This is a genomic window from Kosakonia sp. SOY2 (assembly GCF_027109175.1).
Classification (GTDB): domain Bacteria; phylum Pseudomonadota; class Gammaproteobacteria; order Enterobacterales; family Enterobacteriaceae; genus Kosakonia.
Window position 1 is genome coordinate 195,287 of record NZ_JAPVXH010000003.1, and the last position, 24,891, is coordinate 220,177.

At 54.3% G+C, this 24,891-nt stretch carries 21 protein-coding genes; 11 read left to right on the plus strand and 10 right to left on the minus strand.

The features are described 5' to 3' along the window. Positions 1-64 precede the first annotated feature (64 nt). Positions 65-595, minus strand: coding sequence for a GNAT family N-acetyltransferase (locus O3S68_RS17770; protein ID WP_442913174.1), 531 nt, complete (start codon positions 593-595; stop codon positions 65-67). A 163-nt stretch (positions 596-758) separates the two neighbouring features. Between O3S68_RS17770 and O3S68_RS17775 the strand changes: the two genes are divergently transcribed. Further along, positions 759-2,348, plus strand: a complete 1,590-nt coding sequence (locus O3S68_RS17775; RefSeq protein WP_020455653.1) for an STY4199 family HEPN domain-containing protein — start codon at positions 759-761, stop codon at positions 2,346-2,348. 125 nt (positions 2,349-2,473) lie between these two features. Here the strand turns inward: O3S68_RS17775 and O3S68_RS17780 are convergent, their stop codons facing one another. Then, positions 2,474-4,123 carry an alpha,alpha-trehalase gene (locus O3S68_RS17780; protein WP_269232107.1) on the minus strand — a complete coding sequence of 550 codons (1,650 nt, stop codon included), beginning with the start codon at positions 4,121-4,123 and terminating at the stop codon, positions 2,474-2,476. A 307-nt stretch (positions 4,124-4,430) separates the two neighbouring features. Between O3S68_RS17780 and O3S68_RS17785 the strand changes: the two genes are divergently transcribed. Then, on the plus strand, positions 4,431-4,838 hold the full coding sequence (locus O3S68_RS17785; RefSeq protein ID WP_269232108.1) for a GNAT family N-acetyltransferase: 408 nt from the start codon (positions 4,431-4,433) through the stop codon (positions 4,836-4,838). 31 nt (positions 4,839-4,869) lie between these two features. Here the strand turns inward: O3S68_RS17785 and aguA are convergent, their stop codons facing one another. Then, positions 4,870-5,952, minus strand: coding sequence for an agmatine deiminase (gene aguA / locus O3S68_RS17790; RefSeq protein ID WP_269232109.1), 1,083 nt, complete (start codon positions 5,950-5,952; stop codon positions 4,870-4,872). Between the two features lie 3 nt (positions 5,953-5,955). Continuing rightward, positions 5,956-6,840 (minus strand): N-carbamoylputrescine amidase, encoded by an 885-nt coding sequence (aguB, locus tag O3S68_RS17795; RefSeq protein WP_020455649.1) that lies wholly within the window; start codon positions 6,838-6,840, stop codon positions 5,956-5,958. Positions 6,841-6,973: 133 nt separating this feature from the next. On the opposite strand from aguB, the gene O3S68_RS17800 reads away from it, so the two are divergent. Then, positions 6,974-7,867: a LysR family transcriptional regulator gene (locus O3S68_RS17800; RefSeq protein ID WP_269232110.1), complete on the plus strand. Its 894-nt coding sequence runs from the start codon at positions 6,974-6,976 to the stop codon at positions 7,865-7,867. Then, positions 7,868-8,476 (plus strand): histidine phosphatase family protein, encoded by a 609-nt coding sequence (locus O3S68_RS17805; RefSeq protein WP_269232111.1) that lies wholly within the window; start codon positions 7,868-7,870, stop codon positions 8,474-8,476. Between the two features lie 16 nt (positions 8,477-8,492). On the opposite strand, the gene O3S68_RS17810 is transcribed toward O3S68_RS17805, so the two are convergent. The 3 genes from O3S68_RS17810 to O3S68_RS17820 all read right to left on the minus strand — a co-directional run bounded on the left by O3S68_RS17810 (position 8,493) and on the right by O3S68_RS17820 (position 11,285). Continuing rightward, positions 8,493-8,873: a hypothetical protein gene (locus O3S68_RS17810; RefSeq protein WP_269232112.1), complete on the minus strand. Its 381-nt coding sequence runs from the start codon at positions 8,871-8,873 to the stop codon at positions 8,493-8,495. A 134-nt stretch (positions 8,874-9,007) separates the two neighbouring features. Further along, positions 9,008-10,360 (minus strand): glutathione-disulfide reductase, encoded by a 1,353-nt coding sequence (gene gorA / locus O3S68_RS17815; RefSeq protein ID WP_020455643.1) that lies wholly within the window; start codon positions 10,358-10,360, stop codon positions 9,008-9,010. Positions 10,361-10,442: 82 nt separating this feature from the next. Continuing rightward, positions 10,443-11,285, minus strand: coding sequence for a 23S rRNA (adenine(2030)-N(6))-methyltransferase RlmJ (locus O3S68_RS17820; protein ID WP_020455642.1), 843 nt, complete (start codon positions 11,283-11,285; stop codon positions 10,443-10,445). Positions 11,286-11,468: 183 nt separating this feature from the next. On the opposite strand from O3S68_RS17820, the gene O3S68_RS17825 reads away from it, so the two are divergent. The 3 genes from O3S68_RS17825 (at position 11,469) to rsmJ (ending at position 17,339) form a co-directional block, all read left to right on the plus strand. Next, a complete protein-coding gene (locus tag O3S68_RS17825; RefSeq protein ID WP_269232113.1) occupies positions 11,469-14,318 on the plus strand; it encodes an RHS repeat domain-containing protein in 2,850 nt (949 codons plus the stop codon). A 221-nt stretch (positions 14,319-14,539) separates the two neighbouring features. Then, positions 14,540-16,582 (plus strand): oligopeptidase A, encoded by a 2,043-nt coding sequence (gene prlC, locus O3S68_RS17830; protein ID WP_269232114.1) that lies wholly within the window; start codon positions 14,540-14,542, stop codon positions 16,580-16,582. 4 nt (positions 16,583-16,586) lie between these two features. Then, positions 16,587-17,339: a 16S rRNA (guanine(1516)-N(2))-methyltransferase RsmJ gene (gene rsmJ / locus O3S68_RS17835; RefSeq protein ID WP_020455639.1), complete on the plus strand. Its 753-nt coding sequence runs from the start codon at positions 16,587-16,589 to the stop codon at positions 17,337-17,339. Between the two features lie 189 nt (positions 17,340-17,528). Here the strand turns inward: rsmJ and uspA are convergent, their stop codons facing one another. Further along, entirely contained in the window at positions 17,529-17,966 is a 438-nt protein-coding gene (gene uspA, locus O3S68_RS17840) for a universal stress protein UspA (RefSeq protein WP_007369617.1), read from the minus strand. 26 nt (positions 17,967-17,992) lie between these two features. Here uspA and O3S68_RS17845 point away from each other — a divergent pair, with 26 nt between their 5' ends. After that, complete coding sequence (locus O3S68_RS17845) at positions 17,993-18,208, plus strand: hypothetical protein (RefSeq protein ID WP_020455638.1); 216 nt, start codon at positions 17,993-17,995, stop codon at positions 18,206-18,208. A gap of 207 nt (positions 18,209-18,415) precedes the next feature. Beyond that, positions 18,416-18,754: a universal stress protein UspB gene (uspB, locus tag O3S68_RS17850; RefSeq protein WP_020455637.1), complete on the plus strand. Its 339-nt coding sequence runs from the start codon at positions 18,416-18,418 to the stop codon at positions 18,752-18,754. A 61-nt stretch (positions 18,755-18,815) separates the two neighbouring features. On the opposite strand, the gene pitA is transcribed toward uspB, so the two are convergent. Continuing rightward, positions 18,816-20,312 (minus strand): inorganic phosphate transporter PitA, encoded by a 1,497-nt coding sequence (pitA, locus tag O3S68_RS17855; protein WP_045507687.1) that lies wholly within the window; start codon positions 20,310-20,312, stop codon positions 18,816-18,818. Positions 20,313-20,541: 229 nt separating this feature from the next. On the opposite strand from pitA, the gene O3S68_RS17860 reads away from it, so the two are divergent. Then, entirely contained in the window at positions 20,542-21,744 is a 1,203-nt protein-coding gene (locus O3S68_RS17860) for an NAD(P)/FAD-dependent oxidoreductase (protein ID WP_269232115.1), read from the plus strand. A 73-nt stretch (positions 21,745-21,817) separates the two neighbouring features. Here the strand turns inward: O3S68_RS17860 and O3S68_RS17865 are convergent, their stop codons facing one another. Further along, positions 21,818-22,654 carry a DUF1796 family putative cysteine peptidase gene (locus O3S68_RS17865; protein WP_269232116.1) on the minus strand — a complete coding sequence of 279 codons (837 nt, stop codon included), beginning with the start codon at positions 22,652-22,654 and terminating at the stop codon, positions 21,818-21,820. A 673-nt stretch (positions 22,655-23,327) separates the two neighbouring features. Between O3S68_RS17865 and O3S68_RS17870 the strand changes: the two genes are divergently transcribed. Beyond that, positions 23,328-24,749, plus strand: a complete 1,422-nt coding sequence (locus tag O3S68_RS17870; protein WP_269232117.1) for a hypothetical protein — start codon at positions 23,328-23,330, stop codon at positions 24,747-24,749. Positions 24,750-24,891 lie beyond the last annotated feature (142 nt).

Below are 24,891 nucleotides of genomic sequence, written 5' to 3' on the forward strand. Positions count from 1 at the left end.
TCTCCTGAATATTGCCGGAACACGTCCTTAAGCCTGGCAGAGCATAGCGAACTATGCTGACGAATTATCGTTTTTCGTCATATTCGTGGCGCAGTAAGCCAAACAGCCAGTCGTTATGCCAGCGTCCTGCCAGCCAGTAGGACTCGCGCAATTCGCCTTCGAGAATAAAGCCGGTTTTTTCCAGCAAGTGTCGGGACGCGTGGTTTCCCGCCGTTACGGTAGCGGTGAGTTTACGAATGTCGCCTTCGCTGAAGGCGTAATCACACAGCGCTTTTAGCGACTCCTGGCCATAGCCTTTGCCCTGTGCGGCAGACGCGAACAGAAAGCCGACTTCGGCGCAGTCATCCTCGCGGTGAATATAACCGGTGACGCCCAGCGGTTCGTTTGTCGCCGTGTCGCGTACCAGCAGGCAGAGCCAGTGTCGGCTGCCGGGGGACCAGGGGGCCAGCCGGGCGTCGAATGCTTCACGGATCTCATGTTCACTGCGGGCATCGGCAACGTAGCGCATTACCTGCGGATCTTGTTGCAGTGAAAGAAAGAATGGCCATGCTGCTTCTGTTATTGGCGAACAGGTCAGTCTTGGGGTAAAAAGCATTAACACAGTGAATATCTCCTGCTGTTTTTTTTTCGGCTTGAAACCACTATCACTGATAATAATCGTCAACTGAGCTATCTTTTACTTATTCATAAATAAAGAAAAAATTAAGCGCTCAGGTTGGCCAGTTAATTGTTTCTTCAGTTGTACTTAAAGGAAAATAATGACTCTTTCTGCCCCATTGAATACGGGTGAACAGTTTGAAAAATGCATTGCTATTATTCGCGAGGCGTCTGTTGAAATCTTATTGCTGCTGAATGTGCATTTTGATGAAGGTAAAGACCCTCGCTGGTTTTTGGAACAACTGGATGTTGCGCGCCTGAGTTTGGGTGGCTGGGGTGCGGTGGCTAAACGACTAAAACTCAACGATGCGGAATTAACACAGTTCACTTTACAGCTTCGTCACTTGCAGCAGCTCGTTCCGCGTTATGAGAACGGGCAGAATGTGACGGAAAATCAGCTTATTGCGGCGCTGCGATTTATCAGCGCGCTGGAAAACCTGCGTAATAAGCAGAAGTTGCTGAGCTACAACACCGCCTTGCCGTCGGATGATGCGCAGCAGCGGCAAGGGCTACAGCAGCTACGCGCCATGGAAACGATGATTAAATCGCTGGTGATGCAGGTGTGGCCGGATAGCGAAAAGCTGCGTAATCACCTGAAAACACAGTTTGGTGCCGATCGTGTGCGGCGCTGGCTACGGCTTGGCGATCACAACGATGTACTGAGCGGCATGCGGTTTAGCGAGCTGGCGCTGTTGCTGATAGATAAAAAAGAGTTTAGCCAGCGTTATGCCCGGCTGTTTAATGACGCCTCGGAACTGAACCTGCTACTGGAACCGCGCAAAACGTTGCAAACCTTTCTGGATGACATTCGCCAGATGCGTGCAAGCGTGGTGTCAGGACAGCCGCTCACCTCTAATCAGCTGCTCTTATTGAACAGCTATTATCCGCAAATTACCGGACCGGTTCAGCGCGCGTTCGACGAGGGGCGCACGCAAACCAATCCCGCTGAAATACTGCGTGAGGCCGGCGGGGATTTAGACGCTTACTGGGAGCAGACGCGGAAAAAAGACCGCGCTGCCGGAGGTGATGCGATGCCGATGCGTGACAGTATTGATAAACCTGCAAAACGGTCGGTGCGCAGCCGCGAAGAGCGCGACCAGATGCTCTCCGGCGTGCTGTGGAGCGCGGTCGGTGTGATGGTGTTGCTGATGGCGATTGGCGCCTTCTGGATGTTTACCAGCGGGATGTCTGGACCGGTGGCGCGTCAGGCCCGGGTTACCGTGCCGATTGCCGAGGATCGCGAACGCCCCTCGCCGAAAGAGGAACTCAGCCGCCTGGGGCTGCCGCGCGACGAAAATAACTTCCGCGCGGCGATTGATCGCAACGATACGCGCGTGGTGTCGCTGTTTTTACGCACCGGGATGAACTGGAAACTCTCCTGGACGGAAAACGCGGTGATAGCGGATTACAACGATGTGCTGGATCTGCTGCTGCGATATCGCCTGCAAATGGATGAAAACCGCCCTTGTCGCCGTTTTATCGCGACGCTGACCCATGAAATGGCGGTGAATAACAAAAAGCTGACCTCGATTACGCGCGACTATCTACGCGCGTTTTGTACCGTCAAGCCGGTGGTAGATCGCCAGCGGTATGAGATGGAGCAAGCGCAGTTACGTTTCGAAGCCGATCCGTCGGATGAAAACCGCAAGTGGTCGGATATTCAGACCTCGATTTATGAGGTAATTGATTAATTTTCGCAGGCGCATACTTTCGCGTTACGCACAACAAACTGGCACATCCTGGCGCTTACAAGCGTAAGCGACCAGGATGCACCAGCATAGCCAATGACGTGATAGCGCGCCGCTGAAGCGGCAGCTTACGGTTCGCCGTACAAACCGATAAGGCGGCGCACCACACCGTTCGTCCAGCCGAAACCATCCTGCAACGGGTATTCACCCCCGCCACCTTCTCGCGGCGTACTGCTGGCGATATGGTACTTCTCAATCAGCTTGTGGTGCTGCTGATAGTAGTGATTCACCGTCTGCAACCAGCTATGGGCGATCTCATTGCCCAGCGAGTCGTTACCGTACATTTTGAAGCCCTGAATCGCCATCCATTGCAGCGGTGCCCAGCCGTTGGGTTTATCCCACTGTTCGCTGGTTTCGTACTCTGTTGCCAGAATACCGCCAGGCGTCAGCAGGCGCGCTTTTACGGCGTCCGCCAGCCGCTCTGCCTGCTCATGGGTCGCCATGCCAACATACAGCGGGACAATACTGGCCGCAGAAAACAGCGCCATCTGCTCACGACGCCAGTCGTAGTCGCGATAACAGCCATTCTCGTCATCCCACAGATAGCGGTTCACCGCCGCGCGGCGATCGCTCGCTTTCTGGCGGAACAGCGCTTCGCGTTCTCTGTCGCCTTTCAGCCCGGAAATATTGGCGATAGCGCTTTCCAGTTTGAACAGAAACGCGTTCAAATCAATCGGGATGAACTGCGTGGTGCGAATGCTCGCCAGCCGTTGCGCATCGCGCAGCCAGCGCGAGGAGTAGTCCCAGCCGGACGCCGCACCCGCGCGCAAATCGCGATAGACTTCACTTGCCGGTCGCCCGGAATGACGCGCCGTTTCAACGTCCTCAAGCCAGGATTCATCACGCGGCGTGTCGCGGTCGTCCCAGTAACGGTTGAGCAACGAACCGTCCGGCATACGCACCGCGTGGCGGTACGCCTGGTTCAGCGCCAGCGATTCGGCGCCATCCATCCAGAACGCGTACTCCATTAACAGGTGATCAAGATAGCGCCGCGCACCGCGTACGCCGTCCTCTTCAAATAGCTCAACCATCAGCGCGAAAACTGGCGGCTGCGAGCGGCTCAGGTAATAGGTGCGGTTGCCGTTCGGAATATGACCGTAACGCTCAATCATCCACGCGAAGTTATCCGCCATACAGCGCAGCAAATCATCGCGCCCGCTCTCTGCAAGGCCAAGCATGGTGAAGTAGGAATCCCAGTAGTAGGTCTCGCGGAATCGCCCGCCGGGCACAATGTACGCCTGCGGCAGCGGCAGCAGGGAAGACCACGGAATGTGATCCTGTGGCTCGCGGGTGAGGATCGGCCACAACTGGTCGATATGCTCTTTTAATGAGTTCTCCGGGTTGGAGACGTACGCTTTGGAGTAGTCCTCCGGCATCCAGAAATGCGCTTTCACGAATTGGCGCAGATCGAACTCCGGTTTGCGTTTGATTTTGCGATAGCGAATCAGAATATCGAGCGGATCCATTTTCGGCGCGCAGTCGGGAAAGGTTTTGCTGTCGGCAAAAATACGCGACGACTGCACGTGTTCAAACAGTTCAAGATAACGATCGGCAGGGGTTAGCGCGTCGGACGCCGGTAACCCTTCGATCATTTCCGGCTCCGGCTCCGCCTCGATCATTTCATCCAGTTTTAACTCGCACGGATCGGTTTCGTAGACGATCTCTTCCTCAATCACGAACTCGACGGATTCTACGCTTTGTAGTTTCTGGTTGAACATAAGGATTATGGCCTCCGGATGTCGTCGTAAAAAATTACGGGTGTTGCCCGGCTATCTATTAAGCGTAGACATTCGCTTCGATCCGTGAAGGACGAAGTGTGCGGTTGATCACATTTTGGCGTGGTAAGAAATAAACGCAAAAACCCACAACCTACTGATTAATAGTGTATAAAACGTAATGAAGCTCATTTAACGCCGCCGCGAAATTAGGAGCATTCGTTTTGCAACGATTTGTGAACAATCGCCCGCAGAACCTAATCATGGGGTGTAGCCGGTTAGTACCCCCGCAATGACTGAGGAAAAGCCTTTGCAGCTCGTCTCTATTACGTTAGAGCAATGTCTCGATATCCGCCATACGGTACTGTGGCCGCATCTTGCCCGCAATGCTTCACGCGTAGAAGGCGATGAAGACGCCTTGCATTTTGGTGTGGCTGAAGACGGGAAAATTGTCAGTTGCTTATCGGTTTTTATGCTTGATGAACGGCGGTGTCAAATCCGTAAATTCGCCACCTTACAAGCGCATCAGCAGCAAGGTTATGGCCGTTTTCTGTTGCAGAGCGTGCTGGAAAAGTTAGTCCGGGCCGGCGCTGATTTTGTGCAACTGGATGCCAGAACGTCGGCGGCGGCATTTTACGCGCGCTTTGGCTTTATGCCGCAAGGCGAGCCGTTTTATAAACAAGAAGTGCAGTACATTCGTATGTCACGCACATTGTAAAACCCGGCGACGAACGCCGCCGGGGTAATGACTAACGCGGGATTTGCTGCGTAATGCAGTGGATGTTGCCACCGCCGAGCAAAATCTCACGCGCCGGAACGCCAGTGATGACGAAATCCGGGAACATCTCTTCGAACAGCGCCTGCGCTGCGCCATCGGTGGCCGGATCCAGCAGCGGGTAAATAATCTGTTGGTTACTGACCAGATAGTTAACGTAAGAACCCGCCAGGCGGTTGCCTTCGTGGCGCTCAATCGCCGTGCCTTTTTCGACATCACAGGTCTCTTCAGCACTGGCGAACAGCGGCAGCGGCGACGGCACTTTCCACACTTTCAGCGTGCGCCCTTGCGCATCTTTGGTGTTTTCCAGCACCTCAAGTGCGGCAACGGAGCGCGCGTACTGCGGGTCGTTCTGGTCATCTGTCCAGTGCAGGGCCACTTCGCCAGGACGGACGAAACAGCACATGTTGTCGATATGACCGTCGGTTTCGTCATTGAACACGCCTTCCGGCAACCAGATAATCTGCGTCACGCCCAAATAATCGCGCAGTTGCTGTTCGATCTGCGCTTTGCTCAGATGCGGGTTGCGGTTCGGGTTCAGCAAACACTCTGCGGTGGTCAACAATGTGCCTTCGCCATCGACATGAATGGAGCCGCCCTCCAGCACCAAATCGGTCTGATAGCACGGCATCTGGTGATAAGCCGCAACCTGCCCGGCCACCAACTGATCGCGATCCCAGCTTGCATACAAACCGCCATTCAGCCCGCCCCAGGCGTTAAATGTCCAGCTAATACCACGTTTTTCACCCGCGTTATTCATTACCACGGTTGGGCCGGTATCGCGCATCCAGGCGTCATCGCTTTCCATCTCCACCAGCGTCACGTCCGCTGGCATGGTCGCGCGTGCTTTGGCCATTTCGGCGGCAGGCACGCCCATGATCACCGGCGTGTTGCGTGAAATCGCTTTGGCGACAGCGGCAAACGCCCGCTGCGCCGGCGCGGCGTCAGCACGCCAGTTATCGGTGCGGTAAGGCCAAATCATCCATACCGCCTGATGCGGCGCCCACTCCGCCGGCATGGCGAATCCATCTTTTGTCGGCGTGGTTAGCTGTGACATCACTTAGCTCCTTACGCTGCCATCGGAGGTGGCAATCGCGCTGTACATATTCGGGCGGCGATCGCGGAACAGCCCCCATGCGGCGCGCTGCGCTGCAATGGCGTCGAGATCGAAGGTGTGCACCAGCACCGCTTCGTCGGTTTTGTTTGCCTGTTCAACCAGCGCACCGGTTTGATCGGCGATAAAGGAAGAGCCGTAGAAGGTCATTTCCAGGCCTTCGATGTATTTGCTGGTTTCGGTGCCAATACGGTTAGACGCAATCACCGGAATGACGTTCGCGGCGGCGTGGCCCTGCTGCACGCGCGTCCAGTGCGGCTGGCTGTCGATATCCGGGTAAGCGGGTTCAGAGCCGATCGCGGTCGGGTAGAAAATAATTTCCGCTCCCTGCAAGGCGAGAACGCGCGCGGTTTCCGGGAACCACTGATCCCAGCAGATGCCGACGCCGATTTTCGCATAGCGGGTGTTCCACACTTTGAAACCGGTGTCGCCAGGGATAAAGAACTGTTTTTCCTGGTACGCCGGGCCATTCGGAATATGGGTTTTACGGTAGGTGTCGAGCACGCTGCCGTCGGCGTCAATCATCACCAGCGAGTTGTAATAGGCGTTGTTGCACTTTTCAAACAGGCTCAGCGGCAGCACCACTTCCAGCTCTTTAGCCAATGCGGAGAAGTGCTTGATCAGGGGGCTATTCGCTACTTCCTGCGCCAGCGCGTAGTGTTCCGGGCTTTGATCGATACAGAAGTAAGGCGCGGCGAACAGCTCCTGAATCAGGATCACCTGCGCGCCTTTGCTGTGCGCTTCACGCACCAGACGTTCAGCGTTTTGAATGTTCTTATCCAGATCCCAGCTACACGCCATTTGCGTTGCGGCGACGGTTACATTTCTCATAAAAAACTCTCCCGTTGTTCTCGGTTCAGGCAGTGCAAATCGTCAGCACTTATTTTGCTGCAAACTATAGCAACGAAATACGTTATGCATAAAATGTATTGTTATCATGAAAACATGAACAGGATGCATAGTGGTGATCGACCTGAATTTGCTGCGGCTGGTGCCGATTCTGGCGAAAGAGAAGAGCGTGACTCGCGCGGCGCTGAAAGCGAATCTGTCACAATCTGCCTTTAGCCATGCCCTGAATCGCCTGCGTGAACAGCTCAACGATGAGATGTTTATCCGCACGCGCAACGGCATGGAGCCAACGCCCTACGCCGCGATGATGATCCCGGTGATTGAGAGCGCGCTCAGCAAGCTGGATACCGCCACGCGCGGGCCAAGCCATTTCGACCCGTTGCGCGACGCACACACGTTTTATATTGGCGCGGTGGACTATTTCGAGTTCATGTTTATGCCGGTGCTGACCGCGCGCTTTAAAACCATTGCGCCGAATGTGCGGCTTTCGGTGGATATTCTTTCAGAAACCATCAAGGTTGAGCGGGTGGAGCAGGGGCAACTGGATGCGTTTATCGGCGTCGATAACGTACAACACATTCCCCATTATTTTAATAAACATAAGCTTATCTCCGACCACTTTGTCGCTATCGCCTCGGTCGAACGTATCGATTTGCCGGAACAGCTCACCATGAAACATCTGGTGAGTGAAGCGCAAATCCATTTACCGGCGGTCAGCTCCGGCGCGGATCATATTGACAGTTGGCTGCTCGAACAGCACCTCTACCGGCCGCTGGCGACGGTGGTGCAAAGTTACGCCGTTGGCGGGCGCGTGGCGGTGGCGACCGGCTATTTAATGTGTGTGCCGTTTCGCATTGCCAGGGAGCTGGCAACCATGTTGCCGCTGCGCATTATGCAGTTGCCGGAAGGCGCGCCATCGTATGATTTGCTGCTGCTGACACACCGGTTGTTCGACTACCAGCCCGCAGTGCAGTGGCTGATTAACGAACTGAAGGCGGCGAGAATTTAGATGAAAGTGATTTTAATACGCCATCCGCAAACCGAGTGGAACCGGGCGGGTATCATTCAAGGCCGGCTCGATAGCCCGCTAACACCGCGCGGTCGCGAAGAGAGCCACGCTTTGCTTCGCGGGCTGCGGGAGGCGGGGATTCACCCTGGCGCTGTTTTCTCATCGACGCTCGGCAGGGCGCAGCAGATGGCTTTGTTAATCGCGGAGCAATATCACTGTGATATCTGCCTCGACGAGGCGTTACAGGAGCGGGATTTCGGTGAGTTTGATGGTCGACTGCTGAGCGATATTCGCCGGGAATATCCCCGTTTCGGTGATGATGAGGCTTTTCAACCGCCACAGGGTGAATCGCTGGGGCAGGCCGCGCAGCGGTTGCTCGACTTTTTACACCGCTTGCCGGATCTCTGCCCGCATGACACGGTAGCGCTGGTGTCGCACGGGCAAATTATGCAGGCGGCGATAGCGCAATTGCTGGAAAATTCCCTCGAAAATGTGGCGCGTTACCACCATCCCAATGCCAGTTATTCGTTGCTGGAGATCGACCACGACACCTGCCAGGTGGTGCGCTGGGGAGTGGCCAGCCATTTGCTGCGGCGAAAAAGTTTTTAACTTCAGCGCGCCATACTCACTTCTTAAAAAAACGGATGATCTTTTGCCACAATGACGTTTTGGTTGCAGAGCGTGCCCACGAAGGGTTGAGCAAATCCCCCGGCAGCAGATAGGGGCGATCATCATCATCGCGCAGGTGCGCATTTAAGGCTGTGGCAATCTCCAGCATTTTCTCGTAGAGCTGCTGCGTGGGCGATTTGCTGTAGATTTCGCCATCACGCCACTCCAGCCAGCAGGTTTCTTGCCCTTTCCAGATGGCGTAAAATTCGCCATTTCGCCGATCAAAGGCGAGTTCGTCATCGCTGTTAATCAGCGCTACCCACTCTTCGCTGCCGATCGGCTGCGTTTCGCTTTCCGCCCAACATTCCGCCCGGGTGATATGCATTTCCCAGCCCATTGAAGGTTCCTTTTTTGCTGCTGAATAATGTTGCTATTTTTTCAGAAAATCGCGCCGGTAAGACGGTAAAAAAGAGAAGCCCGCCGGGGGCTTCTCTTCGTGTTTAACACACCGTAAAAACGTGCAGCCGCTGCTTAACGCATGGTGACGAATTCTTCTGCGGCTGTCGGGTGGATTGCCACCGTATTGTCGAAGTCTTTTTTGGTTGCGCCCATTTTCAGCGCCACCGCGAAGCCTTGCAGCATTTCGTCCATGCCGGATCCGATACCGTGAATGCCGACAATTTTCTCCTCCGGACCAACGCACACCAGCTTCATACGGCACGGCTGGCGGTGAGTGGTGACGGCGGTATACATCGCGGTGAAGGATGATTTGTAGATTTTCACCTGGTCATCGCCGTACTGCTCGCGCGCCTGCGGTTCGGTCAGGCCAACGGTGCCAATCGGCGGATGGCTGAACACCACGGTCGGAATGTTGCTGTAGTCCAGATGCTCATCCGGCTTGTTGTTAAACAGGCGTTCAGAGAGACGACGACCGGCAGCCACGGCAACCGGTGTTAGTTCCACCGCGCCGGTGTTATCGCCGACCGCGTAAATGCCCGGTACGCTGGTGTTCTGGAATTTATCGACTTCGATATACCCTTTGTCGTTGGTTTTCACGCCAGTGACCGCCAGGTTGAAATTATCGGTTGCCGGTTCGCGGCCAATCGCCCAAATCAGGCTGTCCACGGTTTGTGAACGACCATCTTCCAGCGTCAGCGTCAGGCTGCCGTCAGCGTTTTTCACCACCTCTTTCGGCACCGCGTGGGTGTGCAGCGTCGGGCCTTCTGCCGCCATCACTTCCACCAGCGTTTCGGTGATGAGCGGATCAAAGCTGCGCAGCGGCGCATGTTTACGCACAAACAGGTGCGTTTCGGCACCCAGGCCGTTGATCACACCCGCCAGTTCCACGGCGATATAACCTGCGCCAACCACCGCGACGCGTTTTGGCAGCGCGGGCAGGGCGAAGAAACCGTCAGAATCAATGCCGTATTCCACGCCCGGAATGTTCGGGTGGCTTGGACGACCGCCGGTGGCGATCAGGATATGATCGGCAGTGATCGTTTCGCCGTTCACTTCCACGGTTTTGGCATCGACAAAGCGCGCGAAACCGCGGATCACATCGACATTGTTTTTACCGAGCACGTTATCGTACGAAGTATGAATGCGGTCGATGTAGGCGCTACGGCTGGCGACCAGTTTGCTCCAGTCGAAATGATTCACTGTGGTGTCGAAACCGTAATCCGGGCCGTACAGATGAATCGCTTCAGAAATCTGCGCCGCATGCCACATCACTTTTTTCGGCACACAACCGACGTTCACGCAGGTGCCGCCAAGTTCCTTTGCTTCGATCAGCGCGCATTTTTGACCGTACATAGCTGCACGGTTAATCGATGCGATACCGCCGCTGCCGCCGCCAATAGCGATGTAGTCGTAATGTTTGCTCATGGTTGTTTCCTTAATCCTGAACGAAGTCGAAAATATTCGCGATTGTAGCGCGCAGCCGAAAAGGTTCCACCAATGGCTGCGATTACTCCGGCACCACCTGGTGAATCAGCGTATGCCCGGTGCCGGCTGGCACCAGTTTGCTGTGCAGCCACGGCAGCACATTGTTCATCTGCGCTTCGAGTTTCCACGGCGGGTTAATCACAATCATGCCGGAAGCGGTCATGCCACGCTGGTCGCTGTCCGGGCGCACGGCCAGTTCGATTTGCAGAATGTTACGAATGCCGGTGGCTTCCAGATCGCGCAGCATGCGTTTGATTTGCTGGCGCATCACCACCGGATACCACAGCGCATAAACACCGGTCGCAAAGCGTTTGTGACCTTCGCTGATGCCGCTGACTACCGCCTGGTAGTCGGTTTTCATTTCGTAGGGCGGGTCGATAAGGATCAGACCACGACGCGAAACCGGCGGCAGTTTGGCTTTTAACTGCAGAAAACCGTCGGCGCGATCAACGCGGGTACGGCTATCTTTCTGGAACTCCTGGCGCAGCAGCGGGTAGTCGCTCGGGTGCAGTTCAGTCAGTTGCAGGCTGTCCTGCTCACGCAGCAGTTCACGGGCGATCAGCGGTGAACCGGGGTAATAACGTAACTGCCCGCTCCGGTTGAAATGGCGCACCACGTTCATATACGGCTCCAGCTCAGCCGGTAAATCATCCTGCTGCCAGATACGGGCAATGCCTTCCAGATATTCGCCAGTGCGTTCTGCATGTTCACCGGAAAGCTGATAGCGCCCCGCACCCGCGTGGGTGTCGAGATAGAGAAACGGTTTCTCTTTTTCTTTCAGCGCTTCGATGATCAGGCTCTGAACGGTGTGTTTAAGGACGTCGGCATGGTTGCCTGCGTGAAAGCTGTGGCGATAACTGAGCATGGATACTGAGATTCCGGAAAATAAACGAGATTTCGCACAGTTTACCGCAGATTAGCGCAGATTACTGTATGTACCCCTTACAACGAGGGATTAATGCGGCATGACGTTGATTCAATCTGACGAACCCAATTCACTATACTGAGTGAGGTTATATCGCCTAACGAAACGTAAAGAGAGGATAGTATGACGCTATTTACCGCTACGCCCTCAGTCGCGGTGTTTGGTAATCGCGGCCAGACGGTACGAAATATTACTTATTATCGTCACCCGGATGCACCGGATGCCACCGACGAACGCATCACCTTTCATCAGTATGATATGCACGGTTTTCTCGCCCAAAGCAGCGATCCGCGTCTGCATACGGCTGGTTTATCCAACATTAACTCTATTCATGATCTCAATGGCACCGCGTTGCGAACGCAAAGCGCAGATGCGGGCATAACTATCGCCCTGAACGATTCAGGCGATCGGCCTTTTTTAAATATTCTCAATGTAAATTCTAAAAATGATCGCAGTCAGGCCATCAAACGTACTTATCAGTACGAGGAGAATTCTCTGCCGGGGCGGCTGCTGTGCATCACTGAGCAGGGGAAAATCAGCGAACGGTTTGTCTGGGGCGGCGCTTCAGTGGATGAACAGAGCCACAATCTTGCCGGTCAGCTGGTCAGCCACTACGACCCGGCAGGTCTGCTCTCAACGACCAGTGTTTCGCTAAGCGGCGTGCCGCTTGCCGTCACCCGCCAGTTGTTGCCGGACGATGCCGACGCAGACTGGCAGGGCGCGGATGCTTCCGCGTGGAACGACCTGCTGGCGGGCGAAACTTACACCACGACCAGCACGGTGGACGCCGCCGGAAATGTCCTGACCACCACCGATGCGAAACGCAATATTCAGCGCGTGGCCTATGACGTGGCAGGGCTGCTGAAAGGCAGCTGGCTGACGGTGAATGGCGGTTCCGAGCAGATTATCGTGAAATCCCTGACCTGGTCCGCCGCCGGGCAGAAGCTGCGCGAGGAGCACGGCAACGGCGTGGTGACCACATATTCGTACGAAGCGGAAACCCAGCGGCTGGTTGGCATTAAAACGGAACGAGTCTCCGCCACAAAAGTGCTGCAGGACCTGCGCTACGAATACGACCCGGTGGGCAATGTGCTGGTGATTACTAATGATGCCGAGGAGACGCGTTTCTGGCGCAATCAGGAAGTCGTTCCCGAAAATCACTACGCCTACGACAGCCTGTACCAGCTGGTCAGTGCCAGCGGGCGTGAAATGGCCAGTGCGGTACAGCAGAACAGCACACTGCCTGATTACACCTCCTTCGATAACGCCACATACACAAACTACACCCGCACTTACACCTACGATAACGCCGGTAATCTGACGAAAATTCAGCACAGCGCGCCCGCATCCGGCAATAACTACACGACATCAGTTACAGTCAGCGACCGCAGTAACCGCGCAGTACTCAGCACGTTTACGGAAAACCCGGCGGATGTGGAGGCGCTGTTCACTGCCGGTGGTCAGCAGAAAGAGCTTTTACCGGGGCAGAGCCTGCTGTGGACGGCGCGCCAGGAGCTGCAGCAGGTCACACCCGTCACCCGCGACGGCGCAGCCGACGACAGCGAACGTTACCGCTACGACGCCAGCAGCCAGCGCATCGTCAAAATCACCTCGCAGCTGACCGGCAACAGCACGCAGACCAGACGGGTGGTTTACCTGCCGGGTCTGGAACTGCGCAGCAGCGCCACAGAGGAATTACAGGTGATAACCGTCGGCGTGGCCGGACGTGCCCAGGTGCGGGTGCTGCACTGGGAAAGCGGGCAGCCCGCCGGTATCAGCAATGACGCGGTGCGCTACAGCTACGACAACCTGACCGGCAGCAGCAGTCTGGAAGTGGACGCCAGCGGCGAGCTTATCAGCCAGGAGGAGTATTACCCGTTCGGTGGCACAGCGCTGTTTGCCGCGCGCAGTCAGCTGGAGGCGGATTACAAGACCATCCGCTATTCAGGTAAAGAGCAGGACGCCACCGGTCTTTATTACTACGGCTACCGCTATTATCAGCCGTGGGCGGGACGGTGGCTCTCGGCAGATCCGGCAGGGACGGTGGACGGGCTGAATCTGTTCAGGATGGTTCGCAACAACCCGATATCGCTCATCGATTCAGACGGCAGAATTAGCTTACCCGCAGAAATACTTATTGTTGATGTACTTAACCCGCTTTCAAAAGATCCGACCAATGCCTGGTTTGAAGAGCTGAAATGGAACCCAGAAACAAGCCGCTTAGAAACGACACCGGCAGTTTATACACGAGGAGGGAAAGTCCTGGAAGGTGAAACATCTCAATGGGAAAGCGCCACTGATTCACCCACGGCGTTCACGGTGTTTCAGGATCCATCAGGAGCTAATCGTCTTTTTGTGAGTACTTTCCAGCAACATATTGGCGTTAAACCCGGTATGGGTAACCCTTTGTATGCGGGGATATTGATGCCCAAAAGGGATCAACAAGGCAATTTGTTTTATCGAATAGATAATGAATCCGGACATTATCAACCTTCGGGAGATATCAACGCAGCCGAGCTATTCAGAACCATAGTGGGCGACGAAGGGTTAAGTCATTTCACCTTTTCCACATCAACGAAATCGTCAGCGCCCGCGAATACGCGGCTCGTACACTTAACCTCACCAGAGGAATATGGCGAGGCGGCCAGTCGGTTACGCCGGGAAGAGAACAAGCAGCAGAGCGTCATTGACTATCTTAATGAACATGGACTGTGGGAGCCGACAAAAAGCCAGCGTAGCCATATGCCGTGGGTCAATGAGTTAATGAGATGGGAAGCACAACAAAACCCAACTCCAGCCGTAGCACGGGCACCCGCGCCGGTGACAAACCGGAGGGCGACTGCACCTGAAACACCGCGTGTTTTTGCTGGGACGTCTCCCGGTAGATGGGCGCGCTTTAGAGGATGGATTTCAGGAATATTCAACCGTGCAAGGAACGTCTTCCGCTCCCGGGCGACTTCACTGGCTCATTAGTTTTGCTATCGGAATGGCTGCAAAAAAAGCAGCCATTCCGTTTTGATAAATGCGACAAATTTCCGCAGACACTTCTCCGATAAAAGTGTGCGTCTCTGGCATGAGCAACGCGTGTGCAAGCAGCAACCTCCGGGATTGAAATCTCCTACACTTAACCCCATGCTAGAAAACATTGCCAAGCGCCTAAGCGCTTTATTCACCTCATTCCAAGGACTGCGCATATGACCAACCCTTTATTGACGCCTTTCGTGCTACCGCCGTTTTCTCAAATCCTTCCTGAGCATGTTGTTCCCGCCGTGACCAAAGCGCTGGAAGATTGCCGGAACGCGGTGGAAAGCGTTGTCGCGCAGGGCGGCCCGTATACCTGGGCGAATCTTTGCCAGCCGCTGGCGGAAGTGGATGACCGTCTTGGTCGCCTGTTTTCGCCGGTCAGCCATCTCAATTCGGTGAAAAACAGCCCGGAACTTCGCGAGGCTTACGAACAAACGCTGCCGCTGCTCTCTGAATACAGCACCTGGGTAGGGCAGAACGAAGGGTTATACAACGCCTACCGCGATCTGCGCGATGGGGAGCATTACGCTTCGCTGAGTGTGGCTGAGAAGAAATCGGTAGATAACGCCCTGCGTGATTTCAAATTGTCGGGCATCGGCTTGCCGAAAGAGAAACAGAAACGTTACGGCGAAATCGCCGCGCGTCTCTCTGAGCTCGGCAATATCTACAGCAACAACGTGCTGGACGCCACCATGGGCTGGAGCAAGCTCATCACCGATGAAGCAGAGCTGGCCGGTATGCCGGAAAGCGCGCTGGCGGCGGCGAAAGCACAGGCGGAAGCCAAAGAGCAAGAAGGCTGGCTGCTGACGCTGGATATCCCGAGCTATCTGCCGGTGATGACCTACTGCGATAACCAGGCGTTGCGTGAAGAGATGTATCGCGCTTACAGCACCCGCGCCTCCGATCAGGGGCCGAACGCCGGGAAATGGGACAACAGCCCCGTGATGGCGGAAATCCTCGCGCTGCGTCACGAGCTGGCGCAACTGCTGGGCTTTGAAAGCTACGCCTTTAAATCACTGGCTACCAAAATGGCGGAAAACCCGTCACAGGTGCTGGAGTTTTTAACCGATCTCGCCAAACGTGCGCGTCCGCAGGGCGAAAAAGAGCTGGCGCAGCTGCGCGCTTTCGCCAAAGCCGAGTTCGGCGTGGATGAGCTGCAACCGTGGGATATTGGCTACTACAGCGAAAAACAGAAACAGCATCTTTACAGCATCAGTGATGAACAGCTGCGCCCGTACTTCCCGGAAGAGCGCGCGGTAAACGGCCTGTTTGAGGTGGTAAAACGCATTTATGGCATCACCGCGAAAGAGCGTAAAGATATCGACGTCTGGCATCCGGATGTGCGCTTCTTCGAGCTGTATGACGAGAGCAACGAGCTGCGCGGCAGCTTCTACCTTGATCTCTATGCGCGTGAGAACAAACGCGGCGGCGCCTGGATGGACGACTGCGTGGGGCAGTTGCGCAGAGCCGATGGTTCGCTGCAAAAACCGGTGGCTTATCTCACCTGTAACTTTAACCGCCCGGTCAACGGCAAACCGGCGCTGTTTACCCATGATGAAGTAATTACCCTGTTCCATGAATTTGGGCATGGCTTGCACCATATGCTGACGCGTATTGAAACCGCCGGCGTGGCGGGTATCAGCGGGGTGCCGTGGGATGCGGTCGAGCTGCCGAGCCAGTTTATGGAAAACTGGTGCTGGGAGCCGGAAGCGCTGGCGTTTATCTCCGGTCATTATGAAACCGGCGAACCGCTGCCGCAGGAGCTGCTGGATAAAATGCTGGCAGCGAAGAACTACCAGGCGGCGATGTTTATTCTGCGCCAGCTGGAGTTCGGCCTGTTCGACTTCCGTCTGCATGCTGAGTTCAGCCCGGAACAAGGAGCGAAAATCCTCGAAACACTGGCAGAAATCAAACGCCAGGTTGCGGTAGTGCCGGGACCGTCGTGGGGGCGCTTCCCGCATGCGTTCAGCCATATTTTCGCTGGCGGTTACGCGGCAGGTTACTACAGCTACCTGTGGGCCGATGTGCTGGCGGCGGATGCGTTCTCCCGCTTCGAAGAAGAGGGCATTTTCAACCGCCAGACCGGGCAGTCGTTCCTCGATAATATCCTCACCCGTGGCGGTTCGGAAGAACCCATGGAGCTGTTCAAACGCTTCCGTGGCCGCGAGCCGCAGATTGACGCGATGCTTGAGCATTACGGTATCGAAGGCTAACGCATTGAAAATTTGTTTGCTGGATGAAACAGGCGCCGGAGACGGCGCCTTATCTGTTCTTGCGGCCCGCTTTGGGCTGGAGCAGGACAATGACAACCTGATGGCGCTGGTGCTCACGCCGACGCATCTGGAGCTACGTAAGCGCGACGAACCGAAGCTCGGCGGGATTTTTGTCGACTTCGTGGCAGGCGGCATGGCGCACCGACGCAAGTTTGGCGGCGGGCGCGGTGAAGCGGTGGCGAAAGCTGTTGGTATCAAAGGCAGTTATCTGCCGGAAGTAGTGGATGCGACCGCCGGGCTGGGGCGCGATGCGTTTGTGCTGGCGTCGGTGGGCTGCCGGGTGCGGATGCTGGAGCGCAATCCGGTTGTCGCCGCGTTGCTGGAGGATGGTCTCAATCGCGGCTATGCCGATGCGGAGATTGGCCCGTGGTTGCGTGAACGGTTGCAGTTGATTCACGCCTCCAGTCTGACGGGGTTGGCGGATATTACGCCGCGCCCGCAAGTGGTTTACCTCGACCCGATGTTCCCGCATAAGCAAAAAAGCGCGCTGGTGAAAAAGGAGATGCGGGTGTTTCAGTCGTTGGTTGGCCCGGATCTGGATGCCGATGGTTTACTGGAGCCCGCGCGCCAGCTCGCCATCAAACGCGTGGTGGTTAAACGTCCGGATTACGCGCCGCCGCTGGCGGGGATCGCGACCCAATCGGCGGTCGTCACGAAGAGCCATCGCTTCGATATCTACCCCGGTTCGGGAGAGTAAACAGACGGCGGCATGGATTGCGCTCTGTAAGGGTGTACCAAAAACCTGCCACATCTGTGGGCTTAACCCGACAACGCGGCGCCAACGCTTGTTGATAGGCACGTGGAGTTTGCCGTGAGCAATAAAAAGCCCGGCCGCATTGCGCGGGCCGGGCGGTATTTAGCCTAACGTTAAGCCGTTAGCGAAATATCAGTCTTCTTCTTCATCCCGCAGCGGGACAATCAGCATATCAACGTGCACGGTGTTAATAAGCTGGCGTGCGGAAGACATCAGTTTGCTCCAGAAGTCCTGATGGTGGCCGCATACCACCAGATCCATATCGTATTTTTTAATCGCATCCACCAGCACTTGCCCCAGATCGCCGCTGCCGCTCAGGGTTTCAGTGATCGGGTAACCCGCGTTGGTGGAAAGCTCTGTCAGCGCCTGATGCGTTTCGTCGGAGATACGTTTTTGCATATCGCCGAGGTTAACGTCGATAAGGCCTGTATAAAGATCGGAGTAGTTTACATCGACATGAATCAGGGAAATTTTCGCGTTGTACGGTCGCGCCATGGATACCGCTTTCTCAACCAGCAATTTGCTTTCGGGGGAGAGATCGACTGCGATAAGGATATGTTTGTAAGCCATAGTGTTACTCCTTCCATAAGTTGTCGATGACCATCGGGGTTATACCCCCTGATGCTGTTGCACTGCGCCCGCATCCTGCGTTTCACGTGAGCGTAGCGCCCGGCCTTAAAGATCTCATTGTGAAGATATTTCTACCTTATAACGCTCTTTTAGCACCGTCAATCAACCTGGATCACGATTCACTTAAGCCAGATTTACAGCCAGATGCATTGATGATGGTGATGCTGGTGGCAAAAAAATAAACTGATCTCCTACACTATAAATAAACCGTACGGAAAACAGACGGTGTCCCTCAGTTGTCTGGCGCATGGAAGCGAAGTCAATTGTGGGACACCGCCTGTGTTGTCATCCCGTACGGCGATTAATACTCTTCGTTGTTTGGCTTGGTTGGGTATCCGGGAGCGAGGGTCCAGGAGCGAATCTCTGTGGGCGGTCGCCGGGGAGGGGATATGGTAATCAGCACTGTTGCGCTGTTTTGGGCTTTGTGTGTCGTATGTGTGATTAACATGGCGCGTTATTACTCATCGCTGCGCGCGCTGTTAGTAGTACTTCGCGGATGCGACCCTCTACTTTATCAATACGTGGACGGTGGCGGCTTTTTCACTTCCCACGGTCAACCGAGCAAACAGATGCGGCTGGTGTGGTACATCTACGCCCAGCGTTATCGCGATCATCATGACGATGAATTTATTCGCCGCTGCGAACGTGTGCGCCGTCTGTTCATTTTAACCAGTTCACTCTGCGGTCTGGTGGTGGTGAGCCTGATTGCGTTGCTGATTTGGCACTAAATTGAAACCATAAAAAAACGGGCCAGCAAGCGGGCCCGTTTTTTGTCGTGCGTGAAGCGCGTTAAATCAGATGCAGCGCCAGCCAGTACAGTACGCCGGACAGAATAATCGAGGCTGGCAGAGTGAAGACCCACGCCATCAGAATATTGGTCACGGTTTTACGCTGCAGGCCACCGCCGTCAACGATCATCGTCCCGGCAACGGAAGATGACAGCACGTGCGTAGTGGAAACCGGCATCCCGGTGTAACTCGCCAGACCGATAGAAACAGCGGCTGTCATCTGCGCGGACATGCCCTGCGCATACGTCATGCCTTTCTTACCGATCTTCTCACCGATGGTTGTCGCTACGCGACGCCAGCCGATCATCGTACCCAGGCCTAACGCCAGCGCGACGGCCATGATTATCCAAATTGGCGCGTACTCGATGGTGCTCAGCATATCGCCTTTCAGCTTTTTCAGCAGACGCTGGTCGTCAGCGCTGACTTCCGGCTGCTTCGCCACCTGGTCGGTGATATCAGACAGGCAGAGCATAATGCGACGCAACTGGCTGCGTTGTTCCACCGGCAGTTTGTCGTAGCTTTCAACGTTGGTCAGCATCGTTTTCGCGCGATCCAGCGCCATAATGGCGCGGCCCGGATGGCAATGGAACTCACCCGGTTGGGTAGCCACTTCTTCCGGCGTTGGGATGAGCGGATCGACACCGGTCACTTTTTGCAGCAGCGCCGGATGTTGCTGGAAGTACGTTTCCACGTTGTTGACGGCATCACGCGTACGGGTGATGTCGTAACCAGAGGCATTCATATTGACCACGAAGCCCGCAGGTGCAACGCCAATCAGCACCAGCATAATCAAGCCGATACCTTTCTGACCGTCGTTCGCACCGTGCGAGAAACTCACGCCAATCGCGGAGAGGATCAGCGCGATACGCGTCCAGAACGGCGGCTTTTTCTTGCCGTCGATTTTCTCGCGTTCAGCGGGGGTCATATGGATGCGCGCACGTTTTTTCGTGTTGCTCCAGTAACGACGCAGGATAAACACCAAACCGCCAGCGAAGACCAGGCCCACGATCGGTGAAACGATCAGCGAAGCGAAGATATTCAGCACTTTCGGGATGTTTAACGCGTCCACCACCGAGGTGCCGGTCATCAATGCATTGGTTAAACCAATACCGATAATCGCGCCAATCAGGGTGTGGGAGCTGGAAGCAGGCAGGCCCAGATACCAGGTGCCAAGGTTCCAGATAATAGCGGCCAGCAGCATGGAAAAGACCATCGCCAGACCATGCGCAGAGCTGACATTCAGCAGCAGATCGGTGGGCAACATATGCACGATCGCATACGCGACGCTCAACCCACCCAGCAAGACGCCGAAGAAGTTAAACACCGCTGCCATCACGACCGCCAGCTGAGAACGCATAGCGCGTGTATAAATGACGGTTGCTACGGCGTTGGCTGTGTCATGGAAGCCGTTGATGGCTTCATAGAACAGAACAAAAACCAGAGCAAGCAAGAGTAACAGCCCGGTATGAAGATCCAGGCCGGCAAACAAATGTACCATAGGTCGTTAAGCCATTTTGAGGACATGAACGCGGCGCATTATCAGGGACATTGGCAGCCTCGGCAAAGTGAATTATGTATTTTTTTTGACATTATTTCTTAAATTAAACTGACATTTTAAAATTAATTTATATTTTTCAATGCCCTGTTACCATTCGCGCGTATTCACGCTGGTGCGACCAGCGTGAACTCTTTACAATCCGCCACGATTTATCAATGAGGGTGAAGTTGTGGAAAAGTTTGATGCCATTATTATCGGCGCCGGTGCGGCGGGCATGTTCTGCGCGGCGCTGGCCGGGCAGGCGGGTCGTCGGGTGTTATTGCTGGATAATGGCAAAAAACCCGGCCGCAAAATTTTGATGTCCGGCGGCGGACGCTGCAACTTTACTAACCTTTATGTCGAGCCTGCGGCATATTTGAGCCAAAACCCGCATTTTTGCAAATCTGCACTGGCGCGCTACACCCAGTGGGACTTTATCGATCTGGTTGGTAAATACGGTATCGCCTGGCATGAAAAGACGCTGGGGCAGCTTTTTTGCGATGATTCAGCGCAACAAATTGTCGATCTGCTGGTGGCCGAGTGCGAAAAAGGGAACGTCATCCTGCGTCTGCGCACGGAAGTGCTGAGCGTTGAGCGCAACGACGATGGCTACACCTTGCAACTCAACGGCGAAAGCGTGCAGGCGAAAAATCTGGTCATTGCTTCCGGCGGTTTGTCGATGCCGGGGCTGGGCGCTTCGCCGTTTGGTTATAAAATCGCCGAGCAGTTCGGTTTAAAGGTGCTGCCAACGCGTGCCGGATTAGTGCCGTTTACCCTGCATAAACCGCTACTGGAGCAGATGCAGACGCTTTCCGGCGTCTCGGTGCCATCGGTAGTTACCGCCGAGGATGGCACGGTTTTTCGCGAAAACTTGCTGTTTACCCATCGGGGATTATCCGGCCCGGCCATTTTGCAAATTTCCAGCTACTGGCAGCCGGGTGAATTTGTCAGCATCAACTTGCTGCCCGATGTCGATCTGGACGGCTTCCTCACTCAGCAGCGCGATGCGCACCCGAATCAGAGCCTGAAAAATACGCTGGCGATGCAGTTGCCAAAACGGCTGGTGGAGTGTCTGCAACAGCTTGAGCAGATCCCGGATGTCACATTGAAGCAGCTCAATAGCCGCGAGCAGGAGAATCTGGTTGCGCTGCTGACGAACTGGCGTGTGCAGCCGAATGGCACCGAAGGTTATCGCACCGCAGAAGTGACGCTCGGCGGCGTCGATACCCATGAATTGTCGTCGCGCACCATGGAAGCCCGCAATGTGCCGGGCCTGTATTTCATTGGTGAAGTGATGGATGTCACCGGCTGGCTTGGCGGATACAACTTCCAGTGGGCGTGGTCGAGCGCCTGGGCCTGCGCACAGGCCTTAGCGGCGGAACCCTCGGCCTGAGCCCGCGTAACGCAGAAGAAAAAAGCCCAGCCCGGGCTTTTTTATCGCCGGTGAATCGCTAACGTTTCTTTTGTTACAGCGGCACGCCTGAGCCGGTGGAGACAAGTGTGCTGTCGGGGAGCGTGTGGCGCTGACTGAGATTGTATTGGTCCACTATCCCGAACATCTCGGCGAAAAGCGCATCGTCTTTTTTCGCCCAGAATGTATCTAAATCATCCCCGCCCCATATCTCATGGGTATGGCATACAAATTCAAGCAAACCGTTTTCATGCGGCGTGAAGTCGATACGTTTGGCGCTATTTGCCGCAATAATGTGTTGATAGAAAAGCACGATCTTACAGTCGCAACCTTGCGCGTTATACAACGACAGGAATTCATTGAGATGTTCCCGTAAAAGGCAGAGATCGGAATGCTCGGTGATACGGTGATGATAAAGAAACACAAAATCTTTTTTGCCCCGGTATTGTAGCTGGCGGGAAATACGGCGTTGAAAGGCGCGGCTGTCTTCTTTAATTCTTAGCGGGTCATGATGGGTGAATTCAAAACCCAGCATATGCCTTTCGCTGTATTGCCCTGTACATTTTTCGTAAAACGTTGAACGCACAACGGCATGCTCGCCATCCGGGAAATGTTGTAAATGCTCTTTTTCCAGCAAATGGCGATAGTCGTCTTTTTCCATTTGCAGAATATATTCAATATTCGAGCGCCCCGATGAAAAAACGGAACTGAAGGATTTTCGGTTATGTCGGCGAAGAATATCATCGGGAAGACAATTCTCACCCAATGAAATCCAAAGTACTTGCGAAGTGAAATTATTGCGATATTTCCATTTCTTATGCAGGTTACGCATCGTTCTTTTCAGCGATTTGAGGTTATCTCTTACGCGTTGTTTAATGGCTTCGCCTTTCATCAGGGGCACCTCATGTTGTTATTACACCATTCCGGATAAAGCGATGAGTGACCTTATCGCTGCTGATTTTATCTATTCCGCTGCCTCTGAATGTTTGTGCAGCGTTAAGGTAAGTTATTGTTATATTTATTTTTGTCTGACGCAGGGTTGCTATTCTGCGTAGGCGTTGTGAAATAAAGAAATTCGCTTTACTGACCGTGGTCAGTAAATAGCGGGCGAATGCGTGACATCCGCTATTACTTCTCTTTGCGGATTTTAAAATAGGAAATTTTTGTTGATGGCCTGGTGGTGATTATTTCTTTGGCAGAAGAAATAAATTATGCCAGCCATAATAATAAAGTTAGGTCATATACATGATATATCCTGAGTTATGCGCTTCATTAAGAAATTCCTCACGGCACGTTTCATTAGCACCATGAACAGGAGATAAATTTGATATAAAGACTCACACGCCGTTACATATTTTACACTTTGTCTTGTCTTTACCCCTCATCAGGAAAATCTCAAAATAGTCCGCCGGGCTTGATGCAGGTCGCGGAATGAAAATAACGCCGCGTCAATTTTTTGTGGAGCCGATTGTTTTTACGCCTTTAATGTTTGCCGCCATCTGCCGATAACGTCAGTACGCCCTCCGTTGCGCAATTAGTGAAAATACCTCTGACAAGGAATGAAAATGAAAACCGGCACGTTACTCCTGCCTGCACTGCTGGCTGTCGCTATTAGCGCACAAGCCACTGATTACCCTGAAATCCAGGGCAAAAAAATCGTCAGCAACACCGTAAACCCCTTACTGATGATGCGCGTGAATGACCGCATTTCCGCCCTGAACCAGCTGGTTTTCAGCGACGGGCAACACATTAACCGCTGGGATGGTTTTGATTGCACCACCAACAAAGCGGTGAAGCTGTACTGGGAAATGCTTGACGATCAAGAGGCGGTGATTCGTCGCTTCTACGGCGACAGCTACGAGCGTTACGCGGAACCCAAACCCCAAAGCGCGCTGGATGATATTGCTAAAAATCTTTGCCAGGCTTCCCGACTGAAAAACCCAAGCTGGGTTTATATCGAGAAAATGTCGAAATATGAGACGCCAATTCTGCTGGATACGGCTTCAGTGTTGCGGGTTAATGAGTTGGTGATCGCTAAAATTGGCTTTGAATACAGCGAGATCACTTTCGATCCGCCGTATGACGCGCCCTACGATTTGAAACTTGAAATCCATGGCTATAACTGTGAAACCCAGCATGACAATGTGATTGCCGGGCTGGATATCACGCCCGAAGGTTATGTCTCGGACAGCCTGACCGGTAAAGCGGCACAGCGTCGCGCGGACACGTTTGTCAACACACCGGCCACCGTCGCTGCGTTCAAACAGCTTTGCGCCATGAGCACGCCTGCTGCGTTTAAAGGGGAAGGGGTGTATGTTCCGTCAACGAAGAAAAAAAGCGTCTCCACCCTCCTTGGCCCAAGTCTGCCAGACTTCACCAACAATTCACCGCAATGGATGACCCAGTTCCCGCTGCGCGCAGATATCGAAAAGCAGGCTCTGCAAATCGTTAATCCATGGGCCACACCGCGCTTTAAAAAGCTGACATGGAACATGCAGTGGAGCGATAACGATGTCGTACCGATGCAACTCGATGTGCAACCCAACGGGCTCATGCTGCTGCTGGAAAACTACAAAATGTTCAAGGCGCAGCGCCTGACGATGGGCAACCTTGGACAGTTAAAAGGCGCCATCAGTCTGAGTTATTCACCAACGGTAACCAGTGAACTTCACACCAATCTGCGTTTTCCGCTGTACCAGGGGCAGAAATTTACCTTTGATACGGTTGCACCGAAAATGGGTAAAGGTGAGAAGAACACGGTGATTAATCGCCGGTGCGAAGTGAACGGCAGTGATGACGCGCGTCAGATCAATAGTGCGTTCAGCGGGCGTTACTGGAAAGTGGTCTGCGAGATTGAAAGTGATGGCGAAACGCATCAAGAGACGCTGGCCTGGCTGTCTGATTTGAATGTCTTTATGCCGTTAACCCAGTGGGAAAAAGGCAAAGAGACACCGGTGAAAGTGACCGATGTTGAGGTAACACGCTAGTTAAACGTAGACCTGAGCCGACCGGCTCAGGTACCACTGTTAACCAGGCCACCTGGGCGGGTTTCACCTGCCGGTGCAGGCAATGCAGAGCGTGTAAACGCGTTATTCGCAAGTGCCATGCGTTGAGGTATGAATCAACGCA